Consider the following 20,026-nt stretch of genomic DNA (forward strand, 5'->3'; position numbering starts at 1 on the left):
ACCATGCTTCTCATCCGCTGCCCCTATTGCGAGGAAGAGCGTCCGGAGCTCGAATTCCGCAACGCCGGCGAGGCGCATATTGCGCGTTCCCCAAACATCGCTGGCGAGAGCGACGACGATTTCGAAAAGTTCTTCTTCATCCGCTCAAATCCCAAGGGCATTATCTATGAGCGCTGGCGGCACATGCACGGCTGCGCGCGGTTCTTCAACGCCGTGCGCGACACCGTCAGCGACAGGTTCCTGATGACCTACAAGGCCGGCGAGCCGAAGCCCGTAAAGCTGCCGGGAGCCACCAAATGAGCGCGACATTCCGCATTGCCGGCGCCGGACGGCTCAAACAGGCAAAGATAGCTGGCTTCAGCTTCGATGACCGTCCCTATACCGGTATCGAGGGCGACACGCTGGCCTCGGCGCTGCTTGCCAATGGCGTCCATCTTGTCGGCCGGTCGTTCAAGTACCACCGGCCGCGCGGCTTTCTGTCGGCCGGCGCCGAAGAGCCGAACGCGCTGGTCGAGATCAAACGCGACGCGGCACGCAAGACGCCGAACGTCCGAGCTACGGTGCAGGAGCTCTATGACGGGCTGACCGCACAGTCACAGAACCGCTGGCCGTCGCTCGCCTTCGACGTCGGCGCCGTCAGCAGTATCGCCTCGCCGATGCTTTCGGCCGGCTTCTACTACAAGACGTTCATGTGGCCGAAGACTGCGTGGAAAAACCTCTACGAACCAAAGATTAGGGCCGCCGCCGGCCTTGGCGTCGCTCCCGACCAGCCGGACCCCGACCATTATTCGGCGCGCTTCGCCCACTGCGATGTGCTGGTGCTGGGCGGCGGTGCCGCGGGTATCGCCGCGGCATTGGCCGCGGCTGAAACCGGGGCGCGTGTCATCCTTGCCGACGAGCAGGCGGAATTCGGCGGCAGCCTTCATTTCGAGAGCGGCGCCAGGATCGATGGCCAGGACGGTTTTGCCTGGGCGCAGTCCGCCGTCGCCAAGTTGAAGTCGATGGACAATGTGCGCGTGCTGCCGCGCACCACGGCGTTCGGCTATTACGCGCAGAATTTCGTCGGGCTGGTCGAGCGCGTCAGCGACCATCTGCAGAACCCCGGCCGCGACCTGCCGCGCGAGCGGCTGTGGCAGGTTCGCGCCAAACGCGTGGTGCTGGCGACCGGCGCCATCGAGCGGCACATGGTGTTTGCCGACAACGACCGCCCCGGCATCATGCTGGCATCGGCGGCGCGCACCTATCTCAACCATTACGGCGTCGCCGTCGGCAGGAATGTCGGCGTCTATACGGCAAACGATTCCGCCTACGCGGCGGCGATCGACCTGAAAAAGGCCGGCATCAACGTGGCGGCGATCGTCGATCTGCGCGACAACCCGACCGGGCCGGTGATCGACGAGGCGAGGGCGCTCGGCATCGAGGTCAATTTCGGCCGCGCGGTGATACGCGCCGGCGGCAAATTGCGGGTGTCGTCGATGACCGTGCAGCCGAAGAATGGCGGCGGCGAACGCACCATTCCGGTCGACGCGATCCTGATGTCGGCCGGCTGGACGCCGTCGGTGCATCTGTTCTCGCAATCGCGCGGCAAGGTCGCCTTCAACGACGAGACCAAGCGCTTTGTGCCCGGAATTTATGCGCAGGACTGCGTCTCGGTCGGCGCCTGCAACGGCACCGACGGGCTGTCGGCGACCATCGACGAAGCTTACGCCGCCGGCGCCAAGGCGGCCAAGGACGCCGGCAGCAGGCCGGCCAAGGGCACCAAGCCGAAGGTCGACGCCGGCGAGAGCTGGTCGCGCGGCATGCTGGGTGCAGCACCCGGTGCCGGATCGGATACGACGGTCAAGGCCTTTGTCGACTTCCAGAACGACGTCACCGCCAAGGACATCCGCCAGGCGGTGCATGAGGGCATGCGCTCGATCGAGCACGTCAAACGCTTCACCACCAATGGCATGGCGACCGACCAGGGCAAGACCTCCAACATGCACGGCCTGGCGATTGCCGCCGAGACGTTGGGCAAGCCGATCCCGCAGGTCGGGCTGACGACGTTCCGCGCGCCCTATACGCCGGTGACATTCGGCTCGATCGTCGGGCACGCACGGGGTCCCCTGTTCGACCCGACCCGCAAGACGGCGATCCATCCCTGGGCCGAGCGCCAGGGCGCTGTATTCGAGGATGTCGGTCAGTGGAAGCGCGCCTGGTATTTCCCGAAGCCGGGCGAGGACATACATGCCGCCGTCGACCGCGAATGCGTCACGGTGCGCAAGACAGCCGGCCTGTTTGACGCCTCGACGCTGGGCAAGATCGAGGTGGTCGGGCCGGATGCGGCCAAATTCATGGAACTGCTCTACACCAATCCATGGGAAAAGCTCGAGCCCGGCCGCTGCCGTTACGGCATCATGCTGCGCGAGGACGGCTTCATCTATGACGACGGTGTCGTCGGCAGGCTTGCACCCGACCGTTTCCATGTGACGACGACGACCGGCGGCGCGCCGCGCGTCATGAACCATATGGAAGACTATCTCCAGACCGAGTTCCCGCATCTCAACGTCTGGCTGACCTCGATCACCGAGCAATGGGCGGTGATTGCCGTGCAGGGACCCAAGTCTCGCGACATCATTGCGCCGCTGGTCGAGGGCATCGACATGTCGGATGAGGCGCTGCCGCATATGTCGGTGCGCGAAGGCCGGATTTGCGGCGTGCCGACCAGGCTGTTTCGCATGTCGTTCAGCGGTGAGCGCGGCTTCGAGGTCAACGTGCCGGCGGACTATGGCGAAGCGGTCTCGGAAGCGTTGTGGGCCGAGGGCCAGAAGCATGGCGCCTGTGCCTATGGCACAGAGTCTATGCATGTGCTGCGCGCTGAAAAGGGCTACATCATCGTCGGCCAGGATACCGACGGCACGGTGACGCCGAACGACGCCGGGCTCGACTGGGCGGTCGGCAAGAAGAAGACCGACTTCGTCGGCATTCGCGGCATGGCGCGGCCGGATCTGGTCGCCAAGGGCCGCAAGCAGCTTGTCGGCCTGAAGACCAGGGATCCCAAGGTGGTGCTGGAGGAGGGCGCGCAGATCGTCGCGGACCCGAAGCAGGCAATCCCGATGAAGATGATTGGCCATGTCACGTCGAGCTATTGGTCGCAAAATTGCGGCCGCTCGATCGCGCTGGGGCTGGTCGCCGGCGGCCGCGATCGCACGGGCGAGACGCTCTATGTGCCGATGCCGAACGGGGTGATCGAGGTGGAGGTCACCGGCGTGGTGTTCTTCGACGAGAAGGGGGAGCGCCTCAATGGCTAAGGCCGCCGTGAAAACCAACGCCGCCGGACCCTCAGTCGAACGCCGTCCGGCTCTCGCCGGCCAGTCGCTTTCCGCCGCCGGCGTTACACTTGCCGTGCTGCCGCCGGCCGAGCGCATATCGTTGCGCGCGCCGGAAGCCTCGATTGCGGCACTTTCGAAAGCACTCGGTGTCGTCCTGCCGCAAAGGCCGAAAACCTCGGCGGCAAAGGCCGGACGCACGGCCTTGTGGCTCGGGCCGGACGAATGGCTGGTTATCGACGAGAACGGAAAAGATCCGCTCGCCGACTGCGCCAGCATTTCCGTACTGCATTCGGCGGTCGGCATCTCGCACCGCAACGTCGCCATATCGGTTACCGGTCCGGCTGCCGCGGCGACGATCAATGCCGGCTGCCCGCAGGATCTGTCGCTCGACGCCTTTCCGGTCGGGGCGGCGTCGCGTAGCATTCTCGGCAAGGTCGAAATTGTGCTGTTGCGCACGGCGGCCGACGCGTTCCGCGTCGAATGCTGGCGTTCCTTTTCCGATTATGTCTTTACTTTTCTGTCGGAGGCAGCGCGCGACGCGGCAGCATAGGCATGTTCGCCGCGCTCGACCGTTCTGCGACAGCGAGCCGAGGGAGAATGCACATGCCGCCGAACTCCGCGCCGAAGTCGCCGGTCAAGACGCCGGCCGTGCGCTCTTTTGAAGACGAGCAGCGCACTGGGACGGATATCGAAGAGGAACTCGAGGAAGGCCTCGAGGATACATTCCCGGCCAGCGATCCGGTGTCGATCACCGGAACGGCCATTCCCGGCGCACCGGCAAGACCCGGCAAGCGTAAAAACGTGGCGGGACAGAAGCGTAGGAAGTGATCTGCACGCCGCGATAAAGCAGGGCTGAAGCAGACAAGATCGGCGGCCGGAAATTCCTGCCGCCCTTTCGGTTCATCACCGCGTATTGTCGCCGGGCCGGCTCAGAAGCTGCTTGGCACGATCCACGGATCGATGCCGATGCCGAGTCTCGGGCCCTTGCTGCCGGCTTTGTGTGTCGGGGCATCGGCGTTTTCAAGCGATCCGGTCGGCGCGCAATCGAGCTTCACATCGGCCTTGGTGTCGATGCAGGCCGCTTCTTGCTTGGCTGGCTGACTGCTGCCGGCAAATGCGGCGCCAGAGAGCGCCAGCAGGGAGGCGAGCGTGAGGATTGCCTTTTTCATCGTCGGTCTCCGGTTCAGCTATCGAATTTCTCGTACGTGTACGGAACTGCGTACAGATACGCCCTTGACTGCCGGTGTTCAAGCAAAATCGTACGCGTACGGAGAATTGCCGAACGCTCGGCGCCGCAGCGCAGATCGTTCGGAGAAGACCCTGCAGATCGGGAGGAGCGCCGCTCTTCAGCAGTTGACCGGCGGCGTGAGCGGCGCAATCTCGTGCGCGGCGATGGCTTCGAGCATGATGTCGCCGATCCGCGTGATGAACGTCGTCTGGTCGCCGAACGGGTAGAACGGGAAGGTGATCAGCAGCGAGATGGCGCCGTGGCCGACCGCCCACAGCATGGTGGCGATGGCGCGTGGATCGCCTTTGAGCCTGCCGGCGGCAACGCAGGCTTCGACCCTCGCGATCAGCACTTTCATCGCCGGGTTGCCGCTCTCCATTTCGGCGAAGGTTTTTCCGGCTGGCGGCCTGACTTTTTCGGTCATGAAGACGGTGCGGTATTCGTTGGGATTTTCCAGCCCAAAGGCGGCGTATTCGACAAGCACCGCCTTGAGCGCCTCGATCGGGTCGTCGGCCGTATGATTTGCGATGCGCCTGGCCAAGGTCTCGAAGGCATCCTCGGCCAGCGCGAACAGGATGTCCTGCTTGTCGGCGAAATAGGAATAGACCGACATCGGCGCATAGCCAACGCGCTCTGCGAGCTTGCGGATGGTGAGGCCGTCATAGCCTTCTTCCTGGACAAGCTTGTGCGCGGCGTCGACAAGTTCGGAACGCAGTTCGGCTTTTTGTTTTTCGCGGCGCTCCTGGACGCTCAGCTGCAACTTTCTACTGCCTTATGACTGATGGCTGGATGCAGCATATATACGCTGTACGGCGTCGGGCAAGGGTGGCACGAAGCAGAAGGTTGACTGTCGCAATACCCATGTAACCCGGCAATAAAGCCGGCAACATCGGACTGTTACAGACAAAGACTAATTCGCGGCTCTGCAAGAATTTCGTTTCGGGAGGCCGTTATGACCGGAACTGAGCTTTCGTCCGGCGTGCCGGACGTGGACCCGCTTTCCCATCGCGCCAGGACGGCGCTCAGGCGCGTCGTCATGGTCGCATGGCTGGCGATCGCGCTCGGCTTTGCCATGGAAGCTCTCATTCTGACCGTCAGATTTGCGGCAGGTGCCTACCCCGCGACGACGCAGGTTCTGATCGAACTGGCGCAAGGCGTGACCTGGTCGTTCTTCGTCTGCGCCGGCGTCAGCCTCGGCACGGCACTCACCAAGGTGCGAGCCTCGCTCGGCGGCTTGATCAGCGCGATTTCAGCGCCACTGGCGATGGGCATCGCCAAAGGGACGCAAAAGGTCATGGTCAGCGCGCTGGACGCGGCGGCAAAGCCGGCCATCCTGTCGCTCACGACGCTCGGTGTGCTGCGGGCGATCGAATACGGGCTGCTCGGCTGGATACTGGCGTCGCTGGCATCGAAGGAAGAACCCCGTCCGCTCCATTTCGCTCTGGCAGGCGCCCTGATAGGCGCGGTATTCGGCGGCGGCATCACGGTGCTGACCATCGAGACTGCCGCGGCAAATGACGCTGCTCTCGCATTGCCACAGGCGATCGCAACCGGCCTCAACGAGATCGTGTTTCCAATCGGTTGCTCACTGGTCGTCTACATTGCGCTGCAGGTCAGCCGTCACATGAAGTACGTGGCGGCCGAAGCTAAATAGATTTGGCACAGATAATTTGGGCTTCTTCGCCTGACGAGAGTCAGACCGCTTCCGGTTGGCGTTCGATCAGCGTCAGCGTCAGCCAGCGCGCGGTCAGCGCCGGTTTTTTCGAGCCCTCGATCTCGATCGTCACGTCGTGCGCCGTCTGCACCCACCCCGACGGCCTGACCTTGACGTCGGCCAGCACGAAACGGGTGCGGATACGCGAGCCGGTCTTCACCGGCGCCAGGAAGCGCAGCGAATCGAAGCCATGATTGACGCCCATCTTGCTGTTTTCCAGCGGCGGCATGGTTTCGAAGGTCATCGCCGACAACAGCGAAAGCGACAGGAAGCCATGCGCGATGGTGCCGCCGAACGGCGTTTCGCGGCTGGCGCGTTCAGGATCGCAATGGATGAACTGATGGTCGTCGGTGGCATCGGCGAACTGGTCGATCATGCGCTGGGTGACGACCCGCCATGGCGACACGCCGACTTCCTTGCCGACGTTGGCCAGAAGCACATCGAGACTGATCGGTTCCACGCTGATGTCCTCCATCTTCACCCCCGGCATTTCACTCGCCGGATGGCGTGCGTCTCATTCCTTGAATAATGTCAGCCCGTGTTGCACCGACTGCCCGCCATCGATCGGCAGGATGGCGCCGGTGACATAGCTGCCGGCACGGCTGCACAAATAGAGCGTTGCGCCGGCAATGTCATCCGGTGCTCCGAGGCGGCCGATCGGAACATGGTTGCCGACATGTCTTGCCTGGTCTTCCGTGCCGGTGGCGAAGGCCGTCATCCGGCTCCGGAAAGGGCCAGGCGCAAAGGCGTTGACGGTGATGCGGCGGGCGGCGAATTCGATCGCCAGGATGCGCGTCAGGTGGTGAACCGCGGCCTTCGAGGCCGAGTAGGAGTAGGCATCTTCGGCCAACGGCTGCGTGCCCATCACCGATCCAAGATTGATCACCCGGGCTGGGTCGGCATCGCTGGCGGCGGCCTCGAGCAGAGGCAGCAATTCGCGCGTCAGGTGGAAGACCGCGGTGACGTTGACGCCGAACACCTTGGCCCAGGCATGGTAGGGAAAGCTTTCCAGCGGCGCGCCCCAGGATATGCAGCCGCTCCGTCCGCGCCCTGACCTCGGCCACAAGCGCCGCAATGCCGGCCTCGCTGGAGACGTCGCCGGCGAAACCCTCGGCCCGGCCGGGGGCGCCAAGCCCGTTCAGTTCGCCTGCAACCCCGACGCAATCCTCGCCCTTGCGCGAGGCGATCATCACGGTGGCGCCGGCCTTGACCAGAGCGGTCGCCGCCATGCGCCCGATGCCGGTCGCGGCGCCGGTGACCAGCGCCGTCTTGCCGGCGACTGAGAACAGCTCGTCCAGATAGCTCATCGATTTCCTCCGCGCAGTTCACCGCTGTTTGACTGATGGTTCAAGGAGCGGCTTCGCATCGACAAGGCTAGCCGAACTACGATTATCCTTGCCACGGCTAAAGTATCCGGATTGGGGCAATGGCACGGTTTGCGGCTGAAATGGTTAAGCCCGAACGGCAAGGCGGTCATTCGGCCGTGACATGGGTCGGATGAATGATGCAGCCGTCCCTCTAAGCGAGCACCTTGGCCCCAGCGGTTCATTTCGCGCGTGAAGCAAGTCGTCATTACTCCTCCGCCAAGCTGCAGGCGGGTCTTGATGACGTGGGACGGTGGCCGAGCGATAGGGCAGGACTGACATTCGTTCGTGGACTGGAGCTATGCTTTCCCGGGGGAGCTGTGGGTAAGAAACAACGCATCGTCCTGCTGGCAGCTGTTTTGGCGTCTGCCTTTGGCGTTTTCTTGCTGATCCTGATCCTGCAGATGGTCAGTTTTTTGGTTGACTAGGCACGGCTGGGAGCGTGCTTTTCCAAAAGCCTGCGCTACCGCAGGCTTTCCAGCTCGCGGATGCGTTTGGCGCCGTCGGCCTCGAGCTGCCTTGTGACGGCGCCGATCAGCGCTTCGGCAACGACGAAAAGGGCGGCGGATGAGTCCCAGGCCGAAGGCACGGCGGTGCGCCCGGCGATGACATGGCGGGCAAAGCGGGCGATCGGCGACAGCCACTGGTCGGTAAACAGCACGATCTGCACGCCGCGCTGGTTGGCGGTCTCGGCAAAGCGGACGAGGCTGTCCTGATAGCGCCTGATGTCGAAGATCACCAGCACGTCTCGCTTGCCCATGTCGATCAGCCGGTCGCGCCAGACGCTTTCCTGGCCGGCGAGATGGAAGACGTTGGGTTTGATGATAGCAAGGTGGGCCGCCATATAGCGCGCCAGCGGATCGGTGAAGCGGCCGCCGATCAGGAATGTCTTGCCGCGCCGGTCGGCCAGCTTGGCGACGATGTCGGCAAGCTGCTTGTCCGAGAGATGCCGGAATGTCTCGCGCATATTGTCGAGCGTTGCCTCCAGCATCGGCGAGACGGCGCTGGCGCCCTGCGATGGCGGATTGAGCGTGCGCGAGGCCGGCGACTGCAATTGCGCCGCCAGCTCGTCTTGCAGCGTCGACTGGAATTCCGGATAGTTCTGGAAGCCGAGCCGGGCGACGAAACGCAGGATCGTCGGCGACGACACGCCGGCGGCAGCCGAGAATTCGGCGACCGTCTTCAGCCCGATCAGCGGATAGCTGGCGATCAGTGTTTGTGCAGCGCGCCGCTCGCCGGCCGGCATGGCGCCGATGCGGTCGGAGATCAGTTCGGCAATGCTGGAAACCATGTTTTCCCCCACCCTGGCCGTGCCGTTACCGCATTATTGAAATCGCGTTTGACAAAGCCGGCCAAACTGTATGAAATCATCCGCAGGGACGCAATGAGGCAAAATACGTAACATACGATACAGCGCTCCCCCGGGGACAGCAGACAATGGAGACAGCACGGCCCGCCAGCCTTGCATCGCCTGAAACCGTAAGGGTGACGAACCCTGGCGGATCGAGCCCTTTCGTGCTGACCTGCGACCACGCCTCAAACTTCCTGCCACCGGAATTCGGAACGCTCGGCCTTGCCGCCGAGGATCTTTCCCGCCACATCGCCTGGGATCCCGGCGCCTTGCCGGTGGCGCGCCGCATGGCCGAGGCACTCGATGCGACGCTGGTCGAGACCTGCATCTCGCGGCTCGTTATCGACTGCAACCGGCCGCTCGACGCGCCGGACCTGATAGTGACGGTCAGCGCCAGCGAAAAAACCGTGGTCCCGGCCAACCAGGGACTTTCGGCCGACCAGCGGGAGGCGCGCATCGCGCTGGCGTGGCGACCGTTTCACGAGCGGATCGCAACGATCATCGACAAGCGCCTGGCGTCCGGGCGGGAGACCAGGCTGGTCTCGATCCATTCCTTCACGCCGCTCTACAAAGGCAAAAGCCGGCCGTGGCACATCGGCATCATCCATGACGAGGACCGCCGGCTGGCGGCGCCGCTGATCGCGGCGCTGCAGCAGCTTGCCGGCGTCACCGTCGGCGTCAATGAACCCTATTCGCCGGCCGACCGGGTCTATTTCACGCTGGAACGCCATGCGCGCTCGCGCGGGCTGCCCTGCGCGATGATCGAAATCCGCAACGACGAGATCGCCGGCGCAGCCGGGCAGCGGAAATGGGCGGATTTGCTCGCGAGTATTTTTCTCAATCTGGAGCCCGAGGCGGCCAAGGCCTCCAGACCAAGCGCAGTCGGAAAGTCAGTTCAATCGGCCAGCTAAGAAACCAAAAGGGGACTAAAAATGGCAGCATCGGGCTACACTGAAGTTGACAAGGCGGAGGACGTAAAGGTCCTCCACAATATGGGCTATGCCCAGGAACTGGAGCGGCGCCTCAGTCGCTTTTCAAATTTCGCGGTCTCCTTTTCGATCATCTGCATCCTGTCCGGCGGCATCAACTCGCTGGCGCAGGCAACCTCCGGCTCCGGCGGCATCGGCATCGGCATTGGCTGGCTGGTCGGCTGTTTCGTTTCGCTGACCTTCGCTGTAGCGATGTCGCAGATCAGCTCGGCCTATCCGACCGCCGGCGGCCTCTATCATTGGGGCTCGATCCTCGGCAATCGCGGCACCGGCTGGGTGACGGCCTGGCTCAACCTGCTCGGGCTGATCACCGTGCTCGGCGCCATCAATGTCGGCACTTGGACGTTTTTCCTCGGCGCCTTCGGACCGGCGCTCGGCATCGAGGGTACGCTGACCAACCAGATGATCTTCCTGGTCATCATCACGGGCGCCCAGGCACTGATCAACCACCTCGGCATCAAGCTGACGGCCAAGCTGACCGACTTCTCGGGCTATCTGATCTTCTTCGGCTCGATCCTCATCGCGGTCGTCTGCCTGATCTCGGCCGAAACCTGGGATTTCAGCCGGCTGTTCACCTTCCACAATTATTCCGGCGATGCCGGCGCCGGTGTGTGGCCGTCGGTATCCAATGCCTGGGTGTTCGCGCTTGGCCTGCTGCTGCCGATCTATACGATCACCGGCTACGATGCGTCAGCGCATACTTCCGAGGAGACCATCAAGGCGGCGAGCTCCGTGCCGCGCGCCATGGTCATGTCGGTGATCTGGTCGGCCGTCTTCGGTTATCTGTTCCTCGCAGCCTTCGTGCTGATGATCCCGAACATGGACGATGCGGCCAAGCAGGGCTGGAACGTGTTCTTCTGGGCCTTCGACCAGCGCGTCAGCCCGGGCGTCAAGGAGTTCGTCTACCTCGTCGTCTTCCTGGCACAGCTGCTTTGCGGCCTCGCCACCGTCACCTCCGCTTCGCGTATGATCTTCGCCTTCTCGCGGGACGGCGGCCTGCCGGGTTCCTCGGCACTGGCCAAGGTCAGCCCGACCTACCGCACGCCGGTGGCGGCGATCTGGACGGCGTCGATCCTGTCCGTCCTGTTCGTCTGGGGCTCGACGCTGGTTTCAGTCGCAGGCACCTCGGCCTACACCATCGTCGTGTCGTGCACCGTCATCTTCCTGTTCCTCTCCTTCACCGTGCCGATCGTGCTCGGCATGCTGGCCTGGGGAACGCCGAAATGGGACAAGATGGGGCCGTGGAACATGGGGCGCGCCATTTTCATGCTGTTCGGCGTGCTTTCGATCCTGTCGATGCTCCTGATCTTCGTCATCGGCATCCAGCCGCCGAACGACTGGGCGCTCTACATCACCGTCGGCTTCTTCATCCTGACGGCGATCGTCTGGTTTGCCTTCGAGCGCAACCGCTTCCAGGGCCCGCCGCTCGGCGACATCATCGCGGCGCGCCAGGCAGCGATCAAGGCTGCGGAACAGGCCGTCGGCGAAACCGGCCACTGAGGCAAGTCCTCCAACTATGGCCGGCGCTTTGCCGGCCATAGCTTCCCACATCTTCAAAGTGGCCTTTTTACAGGTCCGAAACGACAAGCGCTGGAGTGCCAAAGGAATGGCCGGAAATTTCTCCTTCGATCAGTTGAAGCAAGCGGTCTCCAGCGGAGAGGTCGACACCGTGCTGGCCTGCATCGTCGACATGCAGGGACGGCTTGCGGGAAAGCGGTTCCTGGCCCGGTATTTCGTCGATTCCGCGCATGACGAGACGCATGGCTGCAACTACCTGCTGGCCGCCGACATCGATATGGAACCGGTGCCCGGCTACAAGGCGGCGAGCTGGTCGAAGGGCTATGGCGATTTCGTCATGAAGCCGGACCTTGCGACGCTGCGGCGGATCCCCTGGCTGGAGAAGACAGCGCTGGTGATCTGCGACGTGCTCGACCACCATACCCATGACGACCTGGCGCATTCGCCGCGCGCCATGCTGAAGAAGCAGGTCAAGCGGCTGCAGGAACGCGGCTATATCGGCTATTTCGCTTCCGAGCTCGAATTCTATCTGTTCAGCGAAACCTACGATTCCGCCCGCAAGAAGCACTGGCAGGGCCTCGAGACGGCATCGCCCTACATCGGCGATTACCAGATCGGCATCACCACCAAGGAAGAAGGCGTCATGCGCCGGCTGCGCAACGAGATGGAAGCGGCCGGCATCCCGATCGAGAATTCGAAGGGCGAGTGGGGGCCAGGCCAGGAAGAGATCAATGTCCGCTACGCCGAGGCGCTCGACATGGCCGACCGCCACGTGATCCTGAAGAACGGCGCCAAGGAAATCGCCGAGTCCGAAGGCAAGGCGATCTCGTTCATGGCCAAGTACAATTACGGGCTCGCCGGCAATTCCAGCCACATCCATAATTCGCTGTGGAGCGCCGACGGCAAGACGCCATTGTTCTACGACAAAAATGCCGAGTGGACGCTGTCGACACTCGGCCAGCAATGGGCGGCCGGCCAGCTCAAATATGCCAAGGAATTCACCTGGTTCCTGGCGCCCTACATCAATTCCTACAAGCGCTTCCAGGCCGGCACGTTTGCGCCGACCAAGATCATGTGGAGCGAGGACAACCGCACCGCCGGTTTCCGTCTTTGCGGCGAGGGCACCAAGGGCATCCGCATGGAATGCCGCATCGGCGGCGCCGACCTTAATCCTTATCTCGCCTTCGCGGCACTGATCGCAGCCGGCCTTGCCGGCATCGATGAAAAGCTTGAACTGCAGAAGCCCTTCGTCGGCGACGCCTACCAGGCCTCGCAGCTGCCTGAAATTCCAAAGACACTGCGCGACGCCACCGCAACGCTGGCGGAATCGAAGATGCTGAGGCACGCGCTCGGCGACGATGTGCTGGAGCATTACATCCACACGGCACACTGGGAACAGTTCGAGTACGACCGCCGGATTACGGACTGGGAACTGCACAGGGGTTTCGAGCGGTATTGAATGGATGGCAATGTCGGCGCCGCCCGCCCCTCACCTTTACCCTCTCGTGAAGAACGGGGAGAGGGGGTCGCCAGCGCTGGAGCTTGTCCCTTCTCCGTCACTATAGGCGGAAAGGTGCCGGCAGGCGGATGAGGGCGGCGTGACCAACGATAATTATTGTAGAATGCGAGGACCCAAGGCATGACCGAAACGGTCAAGATAAAATCCCCTGTCGACGGTTCGATCTATGCCGAACGGCCTCTGGCGACGGACCAGGCGATCGGTGCCGCAGTTGAGCGTGCCAAGGCGGCGCAGGAGAAGTGGGCTGAAACGCCGGTCGTCGAGCGCGGCAAATACATGCTTGCCATGCTTGAAGCGCTGGTCGCCATGACCAGCGAGATCGTGCCGGAGATCGCCTGGCAGATGGGCAGGCCGGTGCGCTATGGCGGCGAGTTCGGCGGCGTCAGGGAACGTGTCAGCTACATGGTCGAGATCGCCGAGGCGGCCTTGAAGCCGGTCATGGCCTCCAACCCGAAGGACGGCTTTCGCCGTTATGTGAAGAAGGTGCCACTCGGCGTGGTCATGGTGATCGCGCCATGGAACTATCCCTATCTCACCGCCGTCAACACCATCGTCCCGGCGCTGATGGCGGGCAGCACCGTCATCCTCAAGCACGCGGCGCAGACATTGTTGGTCGGCGAACGTTTTCAGCAGGCGTTCGACACAGCAGGCCTGCCCAAGGGCCTGTTCCAGAACCTTGTCATGAACCACGCGCAGACCGAAAGGCTGCTCGGCTCCGGCAAGATCGACCATGTCAACTTCACCGGCTCGGTCGCCGGCGGCCGCGCCATCGAAAAGGCGGCCGCGGGCACCTTCATGACGCTCGGCCTCGAACTCGGCGGCAAGGATCCGGCCTATGTGCTGCCGGACGCCAAGATGGACCATGCCGTTGCCAATCTGGTTGACGGCGCCTTCTACAATTCCGGCCAGTGCTGCTGCGGCATCGAGCGCGTCTATGTCCACGAGAAGGTCTACGATGAATTCGTCGAGGGCTTCATTGCCGAGACCAGGAACTACGTCGTCGGCAATCCGCTCGACCAGGCGACCACCATGGGGCCGATGGCGCAGGCGCGCTTCGCCGACCTGATCCGCGAGCAGAAGGCCGAGGCGTTGCGCAAGGGCGCCAGGGCACACATCAATATGAAGGTGGCCAACGACAGGCAAGGTTCGCCCTATCTGGCGCCGGAAGTGCTGACCCAGGTCGACCACCAGATGAGCGTCATGCGCGAGGAAAGCTTTGGGCCGATCGTCGGCATCATGAAGGTGCGCAACGACGAGGAGGCGATCGCGCTGATGAACGACAGCCCCTATGGGCTGACGGCTTCGATCTGGACGCGCGACAGCGAGCACGCGGCGGCGATCGGCGACCGCGTCGAGACCGGCACGGTGTTCATGAACCGCTGCGACTATCTTGACCCGGCGCTGGTCTGGACCGGCGTCAAGGACACCGGCAAGGGCGCGGCACTGTCGGCCATCGGCTACGACAATCTGACCAGGCCGAAATCATACCATCTGCGCGAAGCCATCTGACTTTTCGAAAGACAAAAATGACAAAACTCGTTTCCAAATGGAATTACCCGACGACCGTCCGCTTCGGCGCCGGACGCATCAAGGAGCTGCCGGAGGTGCTGGCGGCGACCGGCATCAAGCGGCCGCTGTTCGTTACCGACCCGGGACTGGCCAAACTGCCGGTGGTGGCTTCGACGCTGAAAATACTGGACGATGCCAAGGTGCCGTATGGCGTGTTTTCCGAGGTCAAGCCGAACCCGGTCGATTCCAACCTGACCGCCGGCATTGCCGTTTTCAAGCAGGGCAAGCATGACGGCGTCATTGCCTTTGGCGGCGGCTCGGCGCTCGATCTCGGCAAGCTGATCGCCTTTCAGGCCGGGCAGACCCGGCCGGTCTGGGATTTCGAGGATGTCGGCGACTGGTGGACGCGCGCCGATGCCGATGCGATCGCGCCGATCATCGCGGTGCCGACCACCGCCGGCACCGGCTCGGAGGTCGGGCGCGCCGGCGTCATCACCAATGAGGCGACCCACACCAAAAAGGTCATCTTCCATCCAAAGCTTTTGCCGGCGATCGTCATTGCCGATCCGGAGCTGTCGGTGGGCATGCCCGGCTTCATCACCGCCGGCACCGGCATGGATGCGCTTGCCCATTGCCTCGAAGCCTATTGTGCGCCGGGCTATCACCCGATGGCCGACGGCATCGCGGTGGAAGGCATCAGGCTGGTCTTCGAAAACCTGCCGAAAGCCTATGCCAACGGCAAGGATCTGGTTGCCCGCGCCAACATGATGAGTGCCGCCGCCATGGGAGCCGCCGCCTTCCAGAAAGGGCTTGGCGCGATTCATTCGCTGTCGCATCCGATCGGCGCGCTCTACGACACCCACCACGGCATGACCAACGCCGTGTTCATGCCTTATGTGCTGGCCTTCAACCGCGAGGCGATTGAGCCGCGCATAGCCCGGCTTGCCGCCTATTGCGGCATCAAGGGCGGCTTCGACGGTTTTGCCAAGGCGATCATCAAGCTGCGCAAAGAGCTCAAGGTGCCGCATGCGCTGCCCGGCCTGATCAAGGGGCTCGACATGGACAAGAAGCGCAAGGGCCTGATCGCCGACATGGCGGTGGTCGACCCGACCGCCGGCGGCAACCCGGTCAAGCTGACCAAGAAGGCGGCGCTGACGCTGCTGGAAAATGCCATCGCCGGCGCCGTCTGAGACAACTTCCGCACTGGAAATCCACTTTGGAAAAGAGGCGAAGAAAGGGGGAAAGGATGAACGGCAAGGCCGAAACTAGTTAGCCGGAAAAATAGCCGCGTAGCGATTGCTACGGCCGGCTAAAAAGAGTTTACTTTTTCGTACTGCAGGGCATCGCTTTCACAGAGCTTTCATCTGGCTGTCACACGAAAACGATACCGCATCGCAGGCGTCCAACGGCGTCAGTTCAACGGAGAGAACACATGTTCAAATTCACGGGAAAACTGCTTTCCCTTACGGCCGTCGCCCTGATGGCGACCTCTGCCATCTCGTCGGCCCAGTCCATGGATGAACTGGTCGCCGCAGCTAAGGCTGAAGGCCAGCTCACGACTATCGCGCTGCCGCATGACTGGTGCGGCTATGGCGCCGTCATCGACGGCTTCAAGGCGAAGTATCCGGAAATCACCATCAACGAACTCAACCCCGATGCCGGCTCCGGCGACGAGGTCGAAGCGATCAAGGCCAACAAGGACAACAAGGGCCCGCAGGCGCCCGACGTTATCGACGTCGGCCTGTCCTTCGGCCCGACCGCAAAGAAGGATGGCCTGATCCAGGCTTATAAAGTATCAACCTGGGACTCGATCCCGGACAGCGCCAAGGATGCCGAAGGCTTTTGGACCGGCGACTACTACGGCGTGCTTTCGTTTCTGGTGAACAAGGACCTGGTCAAGGAAGCGCCGGCCGACTGGGCCGACCTGCTGAAGCCGGAATTTGCCAATACCGTGGCCCTCGCCGGTGACCCGCGTGCTTCGAACCAGGCCATCCAGGCCGTCTATGCCGCCGGCCTTTCCAGCGGTGCGGCCGCCGGCGAAGCCGCCGGCACGGCTGGTCTCGACTTCTTCAAGAAGCTCAACGCCGCCGGCAATTTCGTGCCGGTCATCGGCAAGCCCGCGACGCTTGCCCAAGGCCAGACGCCAATCCTGGTGACCTGGGATTATAACGCGCTTGCCGGCCGCGATACGCTGAAGGGCAATCCGCCGGTCGACGTCGTCGTGCCGAAGACCGGTGTCGTCGCCGGCGTCTATGTTCAGGCGATCAGCGCCTACGCGCCACACCCGAATGCTGCCAAGCTATGGCTGGAATATCTCTATTCCGACGAAGGCCAGATCGGCTGGCTGAAGGGCTATTGTCACCCGATCCGCTTCAACGACCTCGCCAAGAATGGCAAGCTCCCGGCTGACGTGATGGCCAAGCTGCCGCCGGCCGAGTCCTATGCAGCCGCGGTGTTCCCGACGCTCGACGAGCAGGGCAAGGCCAAGGAAGCCATCACCAAGAACTGGGATGCCGTCGTCGGCGCCAACGTCAAGTAAGACTTGAGATCAGCCGGGCGGCTTAGATCGCCGCCCGGCATACCTCCAGGACGGTAGCCGGCGCATGACCGATATCTCGTTGTCCGATCACGCTGTTGCCGGGAAGACCGCGCCTCCTGCCGACGCCCGCAGCATGAGGCTGCCGACACAATGGCTTGGCGTTGCGCCTTTCTTCATCTTCGCCATCATGTTCCTGATCCTGCCCACGCTCTATCTGATGCTGGGCGCATTCCGGAACGATGCCGGCGAATTCACTTTCGAAAACATAGCGGCCTTGGCGCAGCCGTCGATCGTTGCCGCCTACTGGATCTCAATCAAGGTCAGCCTCGCCTCGTCGCTGATCGGTGCTTTCGCGGGGCTTGCCATTGCCATCGCCATCGTGCGCGGCGGGCTGCCGGAGTGGATACGCTCGGCGACACTGACCTTCTCCGGCGTGGCCTCCAATTTTGCCGGCGTGCCGCTGGCCTTCGCCTTTCTCGCGACGCTCGGCCGGCTCGGGCTCGCCACGGTGCTGCTCAACGTCTTGGTCGGCTTCAACATTTATGCCCATGGTTTCAACATTCTGTCGTTCTGGGGCCTGACACTGACCTATGTCTATTTCCAGATCCCGCTGATGGTGGTGATCATCGTGCCGGCGATCGACGGGCTGAAGAAGGAATGGGGCGAAGCGGCGGCAACGCTTGGCGCGACCCAGGCGCAGTTCTGGCGTATGGTCGTCATTCCGGTGATCTGGCCAAGCTTCCTCGGCACCGTCATCCTCTTGTTCGCCAACGCCTTCGGTGCCATCGCCACCGCTTACGCTCTGACCGGCTCCTCGCTTAACATCGTCCCTATCCTGCTCTACGCGCAGATCCGCGGCGACGTGCTGCACAATGCCCATCTCGGCTATGCGATTGCCTTCGGTATGATCGTCATCACCGGGCTTGCCAATGTCTTCTACATCTGGTTCCGGACGCGCTCGGAAAGGTGGCTTAAATGAAGAGCGGACGTTTCTGGGCCTGGGTCGTCTTCGCGCTGGGCGCTGCCTACTTCTTCATTCCGCTTATCGCGACGGTGGAATTTTCCATGCGCATGCGGCGCGGCGCCTATTCCTTCGATGCGTACAAAGTCGTGTTTGGCGACCCCCGTTTCCAGGCGACCTTCGGCTATTCCGTACTCACTGCTGTTTTCACCATCATTCTCGGCGTGCTGATCGTGGTGCCTACCGCTTATTGGATCCGCCTGCGGATGCCGCAGCTCAGGCCCGTCGTCGAGTTCATCACGCTGCTGCCGCTGGTCATTCCCGCCATCGTCATCGTCTTCGGCTACATCAGAATGTACGGGTCGAACTCACCGCTGCCGTTCCTGGGCAGCGAGACAGGAGCCAATGCCTTGCTGGTCATCGGGTATGCGACACTGGCGCTGCCCTATATGTATCGCGCTGTCGACACCGGACTTCGCACGATCGACGTGCGGACACTGACTGAGGCGGCGCAGATTCTCGGCGCCGGCTGGGGCACGATCATCACCCGGGTCATCCTGCCCAATGTGCTGATCGCGGTGCTGTCGGGCGCCTTCCTGACCTTCGCCATCGTGATAGGCGAATTCACCATGGCCAGCCTGCTCAACCGGCCTGCCTTCGGACCCTATCTGCAGAACGTCGGCGCCAACCGGGCCTACGAGCCGGCGGCGCTTGCCATCATCGCCTTCGCCATCACCTGGGGCTGCATGTCGCTGATCCAGATCCTGTCGCGTTTCGCGCCGCGATCGGCGAACCGTCCGAACTGACCCGAAGGAAAAAGCCATGACCGAGCCATTCCTCTCAATCCAGCATGTGCGAAAATCCTTCGGCCCCATCACCGTGGTGCAGGATTTCAACCTCGACGTCGAGCCGGGCGAATTCGTCTCTTTCCTTGGGCCATCGGGCTGCGGCAAGACGACGGTGCTGCGCATGGTCGCCGGTTTCGAAGAGCCAAGCGCCGGCAAGATCGTCGTGGCCGGCAAGGACATCACCCGGCTGAAGCCCAACCAGCGCAATGTCGGCATGGTGTTCCAGGCCTATGCGCTGTTTCCGAACCTCACCGTGGCGCAGAATATCGGCTTCGGGCTGAAGGTCGCCGGCATGCCAAAGGCCGATGCCGACAGGCGCATTGCCGAAATGCTCGACATCATCAAGCTGCCGCAGATGGGCGACCGCTATCCCTACCAGCTTTCCGGCGGCCAGCAGCAGCGCATCGCTCTGGCGCGGGCAATTGCGCCGAAGCCGAAGCTGTTGCTGCTCGATGAGCCGCTGTCGGCGCTTGACGCGAAGGTGCGCGTGTCGCTGCGCGAGGAAATCCGCTCGATCCAGAAGAAGCTCGGCATCACCACCATCTTCGTCACCCACGACCAGGAAGAGGCGCTGTCGATCTCCGACCGCATTGCTGTCATGTATGGCGGCAAGGCCGAACAGGTCGGCACGCCGTTCGAGATCTACAACCGGCCGGCAACCAAATTCGTTGCCAATTTCGTCGGCACGCTGAACGTGCTTGAGGGCACGGTCACCGACGCGGCTTCGGGCAAGGTGCGCGTCAATTCGCAAGAGGTTTCGCTCAAGGGCAAGCTCAACGGCTCGAAATCCGGCGACACGCTGTCGTTGGCACTGCGTCCGGAAGCGATTTCGCTGGGGCGCCACCCCGGCCGCGACTCCAGCCTTTCGGGCGAAATCGCCGAGGTGCATTTCCTCGGCTCGGTCATCCGGGTGCGCGTCGGCATCGGCGGCGCCACGGTCTCGCTCGACACGTTCAACAGCCCGGCCACGCCGCCGCCGGCCGTCGGCGAAAAGGCCGAGATTTCGTTCTCGTCGGGCGACATGCTGGTGCTGCATTAGGGGTAGAGGGAATGGTGAATAGTGAGCATGCGCTTTACGCGCCGAAATTCCTCTGCACGCAGCCATTCACCATTCACCATTCACCATTCGCCAGCAGCCAAAGCCGTTGCCGTTTTTGCAGTGCCAATCGCCCGGC

At 62.9% G+C, this 20,026-nt stretch carries 18 protein-coding genes and 1 pseudogene; 14 read left to right on the plus strand and 5 right to left on the minus strand.

The features are described from left to right. Positions 1-3: 3 nt before the first annotated feature. The 4 genes from NMG46_RS06540 to NMG46_RS06555 are packed head-to-tail and all read left to right on the plus strand — an operon-like array spanning position 4 to position 4,139. Complete coding sequence (locus NMG46_RS06540; RefSeq protein WP_254816882.1) at positions 4-300, plus strand: sarcosine oxidase subunit delta; 297 nt, start codon at positions 4-6, stop codon at positions 298-300. Beyond that, positions 297-3,290, plus strand: coding sequence for a sarcosine oxidase subunit alpha (locus tag NMG46_RS06545; protein ID WP_254816883.1), 2,994 nt, complete (start codon positions 297-299; stop codon positions 3,288-3,290). Before NMG46_RS06540 ends, NMG46_RS06545 begins: the two co-directional genes overlap by 4 nt. Further along, on the plus strand, positions 3,283-3,861 hold the full coding sequence (locus NMG46_RS06550; protein WP_254816884.1) for a sarcosine oxidase subunit gamma: 579 nt from the start codon (positions 3,283-3,285) through the stop codon (positions 3,859-3,861). The genes NMG46_RS06545 and NMG46_RS06550 overlap by 8 nt, the downstream gene beginning before the upstream one ends. A 53-nt stretch (positions 3,862-3,914) precedes the next feature. Next, on the plus strand, positions 3,915-4,139 hold the full coding sequence (locus NMG46_RS06555) for a hypothetical protein (protein ID WP_254816885.1): 225 nt from the start codon (positions 3,915-3,917) through the stop codon (positions 4,137-4,139). Positions 4,140-4,240: 101 nt separating this feature from the next. Here NMG46_RS06555 and NMG46_RS06560 read toward each other — a convergent pair whose 3' ends face one another. After that, positions 4,241-4,480: a DUF680 domain-containing protein gene (locus NMG46_RS06560; RefSeq protein WP_254816886.1), complete on the minus strand. Its 240-nt coding sequence runs from the start codon at positions 4,478-4,480 to the stop codon at positions 4,241-4,243. Positions 4,481-4,657: 177 nt separating this feature from the next. Continuing rightward, the gene (locus NMG46_RS06565; RefSeq protein ID WP_254816887.1) at positions 4,658-5,299 is read right to left on the minus strand and encodes a TetR/AcrR family transcriptional regulator; all 642 of its coding nucleotides are present in this window, start codon (positions 5,297-5,299) and stop codon (positions 4,658-4,660) included. A 192-nt stretch (positions 5,300-5,491) separates the two neighbouring features. Here NMG46_RS06565 and NMG46_RS06570 point away from each other — a divergent pair, with 192 nt between their 5' ends. Then, entirely contained in the window at positions 5,492-6,193 is a 702-nt protein-coding gene (locus NMG46_RS06570; RefSeq protein WP_254816888.1) for a hypothetical protein, read from the plus strand. Positions 6,194-6,233: 40 nt separating this feature from the next. Here the strand turns inward: NMG46_RS06570 and NMG46_RS06575 are convergent, their stop codons facing one another. The 3 genes and pseudogenes from NMG46_RS06575 to NMG46_RS06585 all read right to left on the minus strand — a co-directional run bounded on the left by NMG46_RS06575 (position 6,234) and on the right by NMG46_RS06585 (position 8,908). After that, positions 6,234-6,728 (minus strand): MaoC family dehydratase, encoded by a 495-nt coding sequence (locus tag NMG46_RS06575; protein WP_031211357.1) that lies wholly within the window; start codon positions 6,726-6,728, stop codon positions 6,234-6,236. Between the two features lie 39 nt (positions 6,729-6,767). After that, positions 6,768-7,560 (minus strand): annotated as a pseudogene (locus tag NMG46_RS06580) (SDR family oxidoreductase). Between the two features lie 520 nt (positions 7,561-8,080). After that, entirely contained in the window at positions 8,081-8,908 is an 828-nt protein-coding gene (locus NMG46_RS06585; protein ID WP_254816889.1) for a MurR/RpiR family transcriptional regulator, read from the minus strand. A 146-nt stretch (positions 8,909-9,054) separates the two neighbouring features. On the opposite strand from NMG46_RS06585, the gene NMG46_RS06590 reads away from it, so the two are divergent. The 9 genes from NMG46_RS06590 (at position 9,055) to NMG46_RS06630 (ending at position 19,890) form a co-directional block, all read left to right on the plus strand. After that, positions 9,055-9,879 carry an N-formylglutamate amidohydrolase gene (locus tag NMG46_RS06590; RefSeq protein WP_254816890.1) on the plus strand — a complete coding sequence of 275 codons (825 nt, stop codon included), beginning with the start codon at positions 9,055-9,057 and terminating at the stop codon, positions 9,877-9,879. A 21-nt stretch (positions 9,880-9,900) separates the two neighbouring features. After that, positions 9,901-11,457 carry an amino acid permease gene (locus tag NMG46_RS06595; RefSeq protein WP_254816891.1) on the plus strand — a complete coding sequence of 519 codons (1,557 nt, stop codon included), beginning with the start codon at positions 9,901-9,903 and terminating at the stop codon, positions 11,455-11,457. Positions 11,458-11,563: 106 nt separating this feature from the next. Further along, positions 11,564-12,934, plus strand: coding sequence for a glutamine synthetase family protein (locus NMG46_RS06600; protein ID WP_254816892.1), 1,371 nt, complete (start codon positions 11,564-11,566; stop codon positions 12,932-12,934). 180 nt (positions 12,935-13,114) lie between these two features. Further along, a complete protein-coding gene (locus NMG46_RS06605; RefSeq protein WP_254816893.1) occupies positions 13,115-14,503 on the plus strand; it encodes an aldehyde dehydrogenase family protein in 1,389 nt (462 codons plus the stop codon). Positions 14,504-14,520: 17 nt separating this feature from the next. Next, positions 14,521-15,693: an iron-containing alcohol dehydrogenase gene (locus tag NMG46_RS06610; RefSeq protein WP_254816894.1), complete on the plus strand. Its 1,173-nt coding sequence runs from the start codon at positions 14,521-14,523 to the stop codon at positions 15,691-15,693. 242 nt (positions 15,694-15,935) lie between these two features. Then, positions 15,936-17,042, plus strand: coding sequence for an ABC transporter substrate-binding protein (locus NMG46_RS06615; protein ID WP_254816895.1), 1,107 nt, complete (start codon positions 15,936-15,938; stop codon positions 17,040-17,042). 64 nt (positions 17,043-17,106) lie between these two features. Next, complete coding sequence (locus NMG46_RS06620) at positions 17,107-18,021, plus strand: ABC transporter permease subunit (RefSeq protein WP_023675356.1); 915 nt, start codon at positions 17,107-17,109, stop codon at positions 18,019-18,021. Then, a complete protein-coding gene (locus NMG46_RS06625) occupies positions 18,018-18,809 on the plus strand; it encodes an ABC transporter permease (RefSeq protein ID WP_254816896.1) in 792 nt (263 codons plus the stop codon). Before NMG46_RS06620 ends, NMG46_RS06625 begins: the two co-directional genes overlap by 4 nt. Before the next feature lie 16 nt (positions 18,810-18,825). Continuing rightward, entirely contained in the window at positions 18,826-19,890 is a 1,065-nt protein-coding gene (locus NMG46_RS06630; protein ID WP_254816897.1) for an ABC transporter ATP-binding protein, read from the plus strand. The last annotated feature ends 136 nt before the right edge of the window (positions 19,891-20,026 follow it).

Source organism: Mesorhizobium sp. LMG 17147 (assembly GCF_024297145.1).
Taxonomy (GTDB): domain Bacteria; phylum Pseudomonadota; class Alphaproteobacteria; order Rhizobiales; family Rhizobiaceae; genus Mesorhizobium.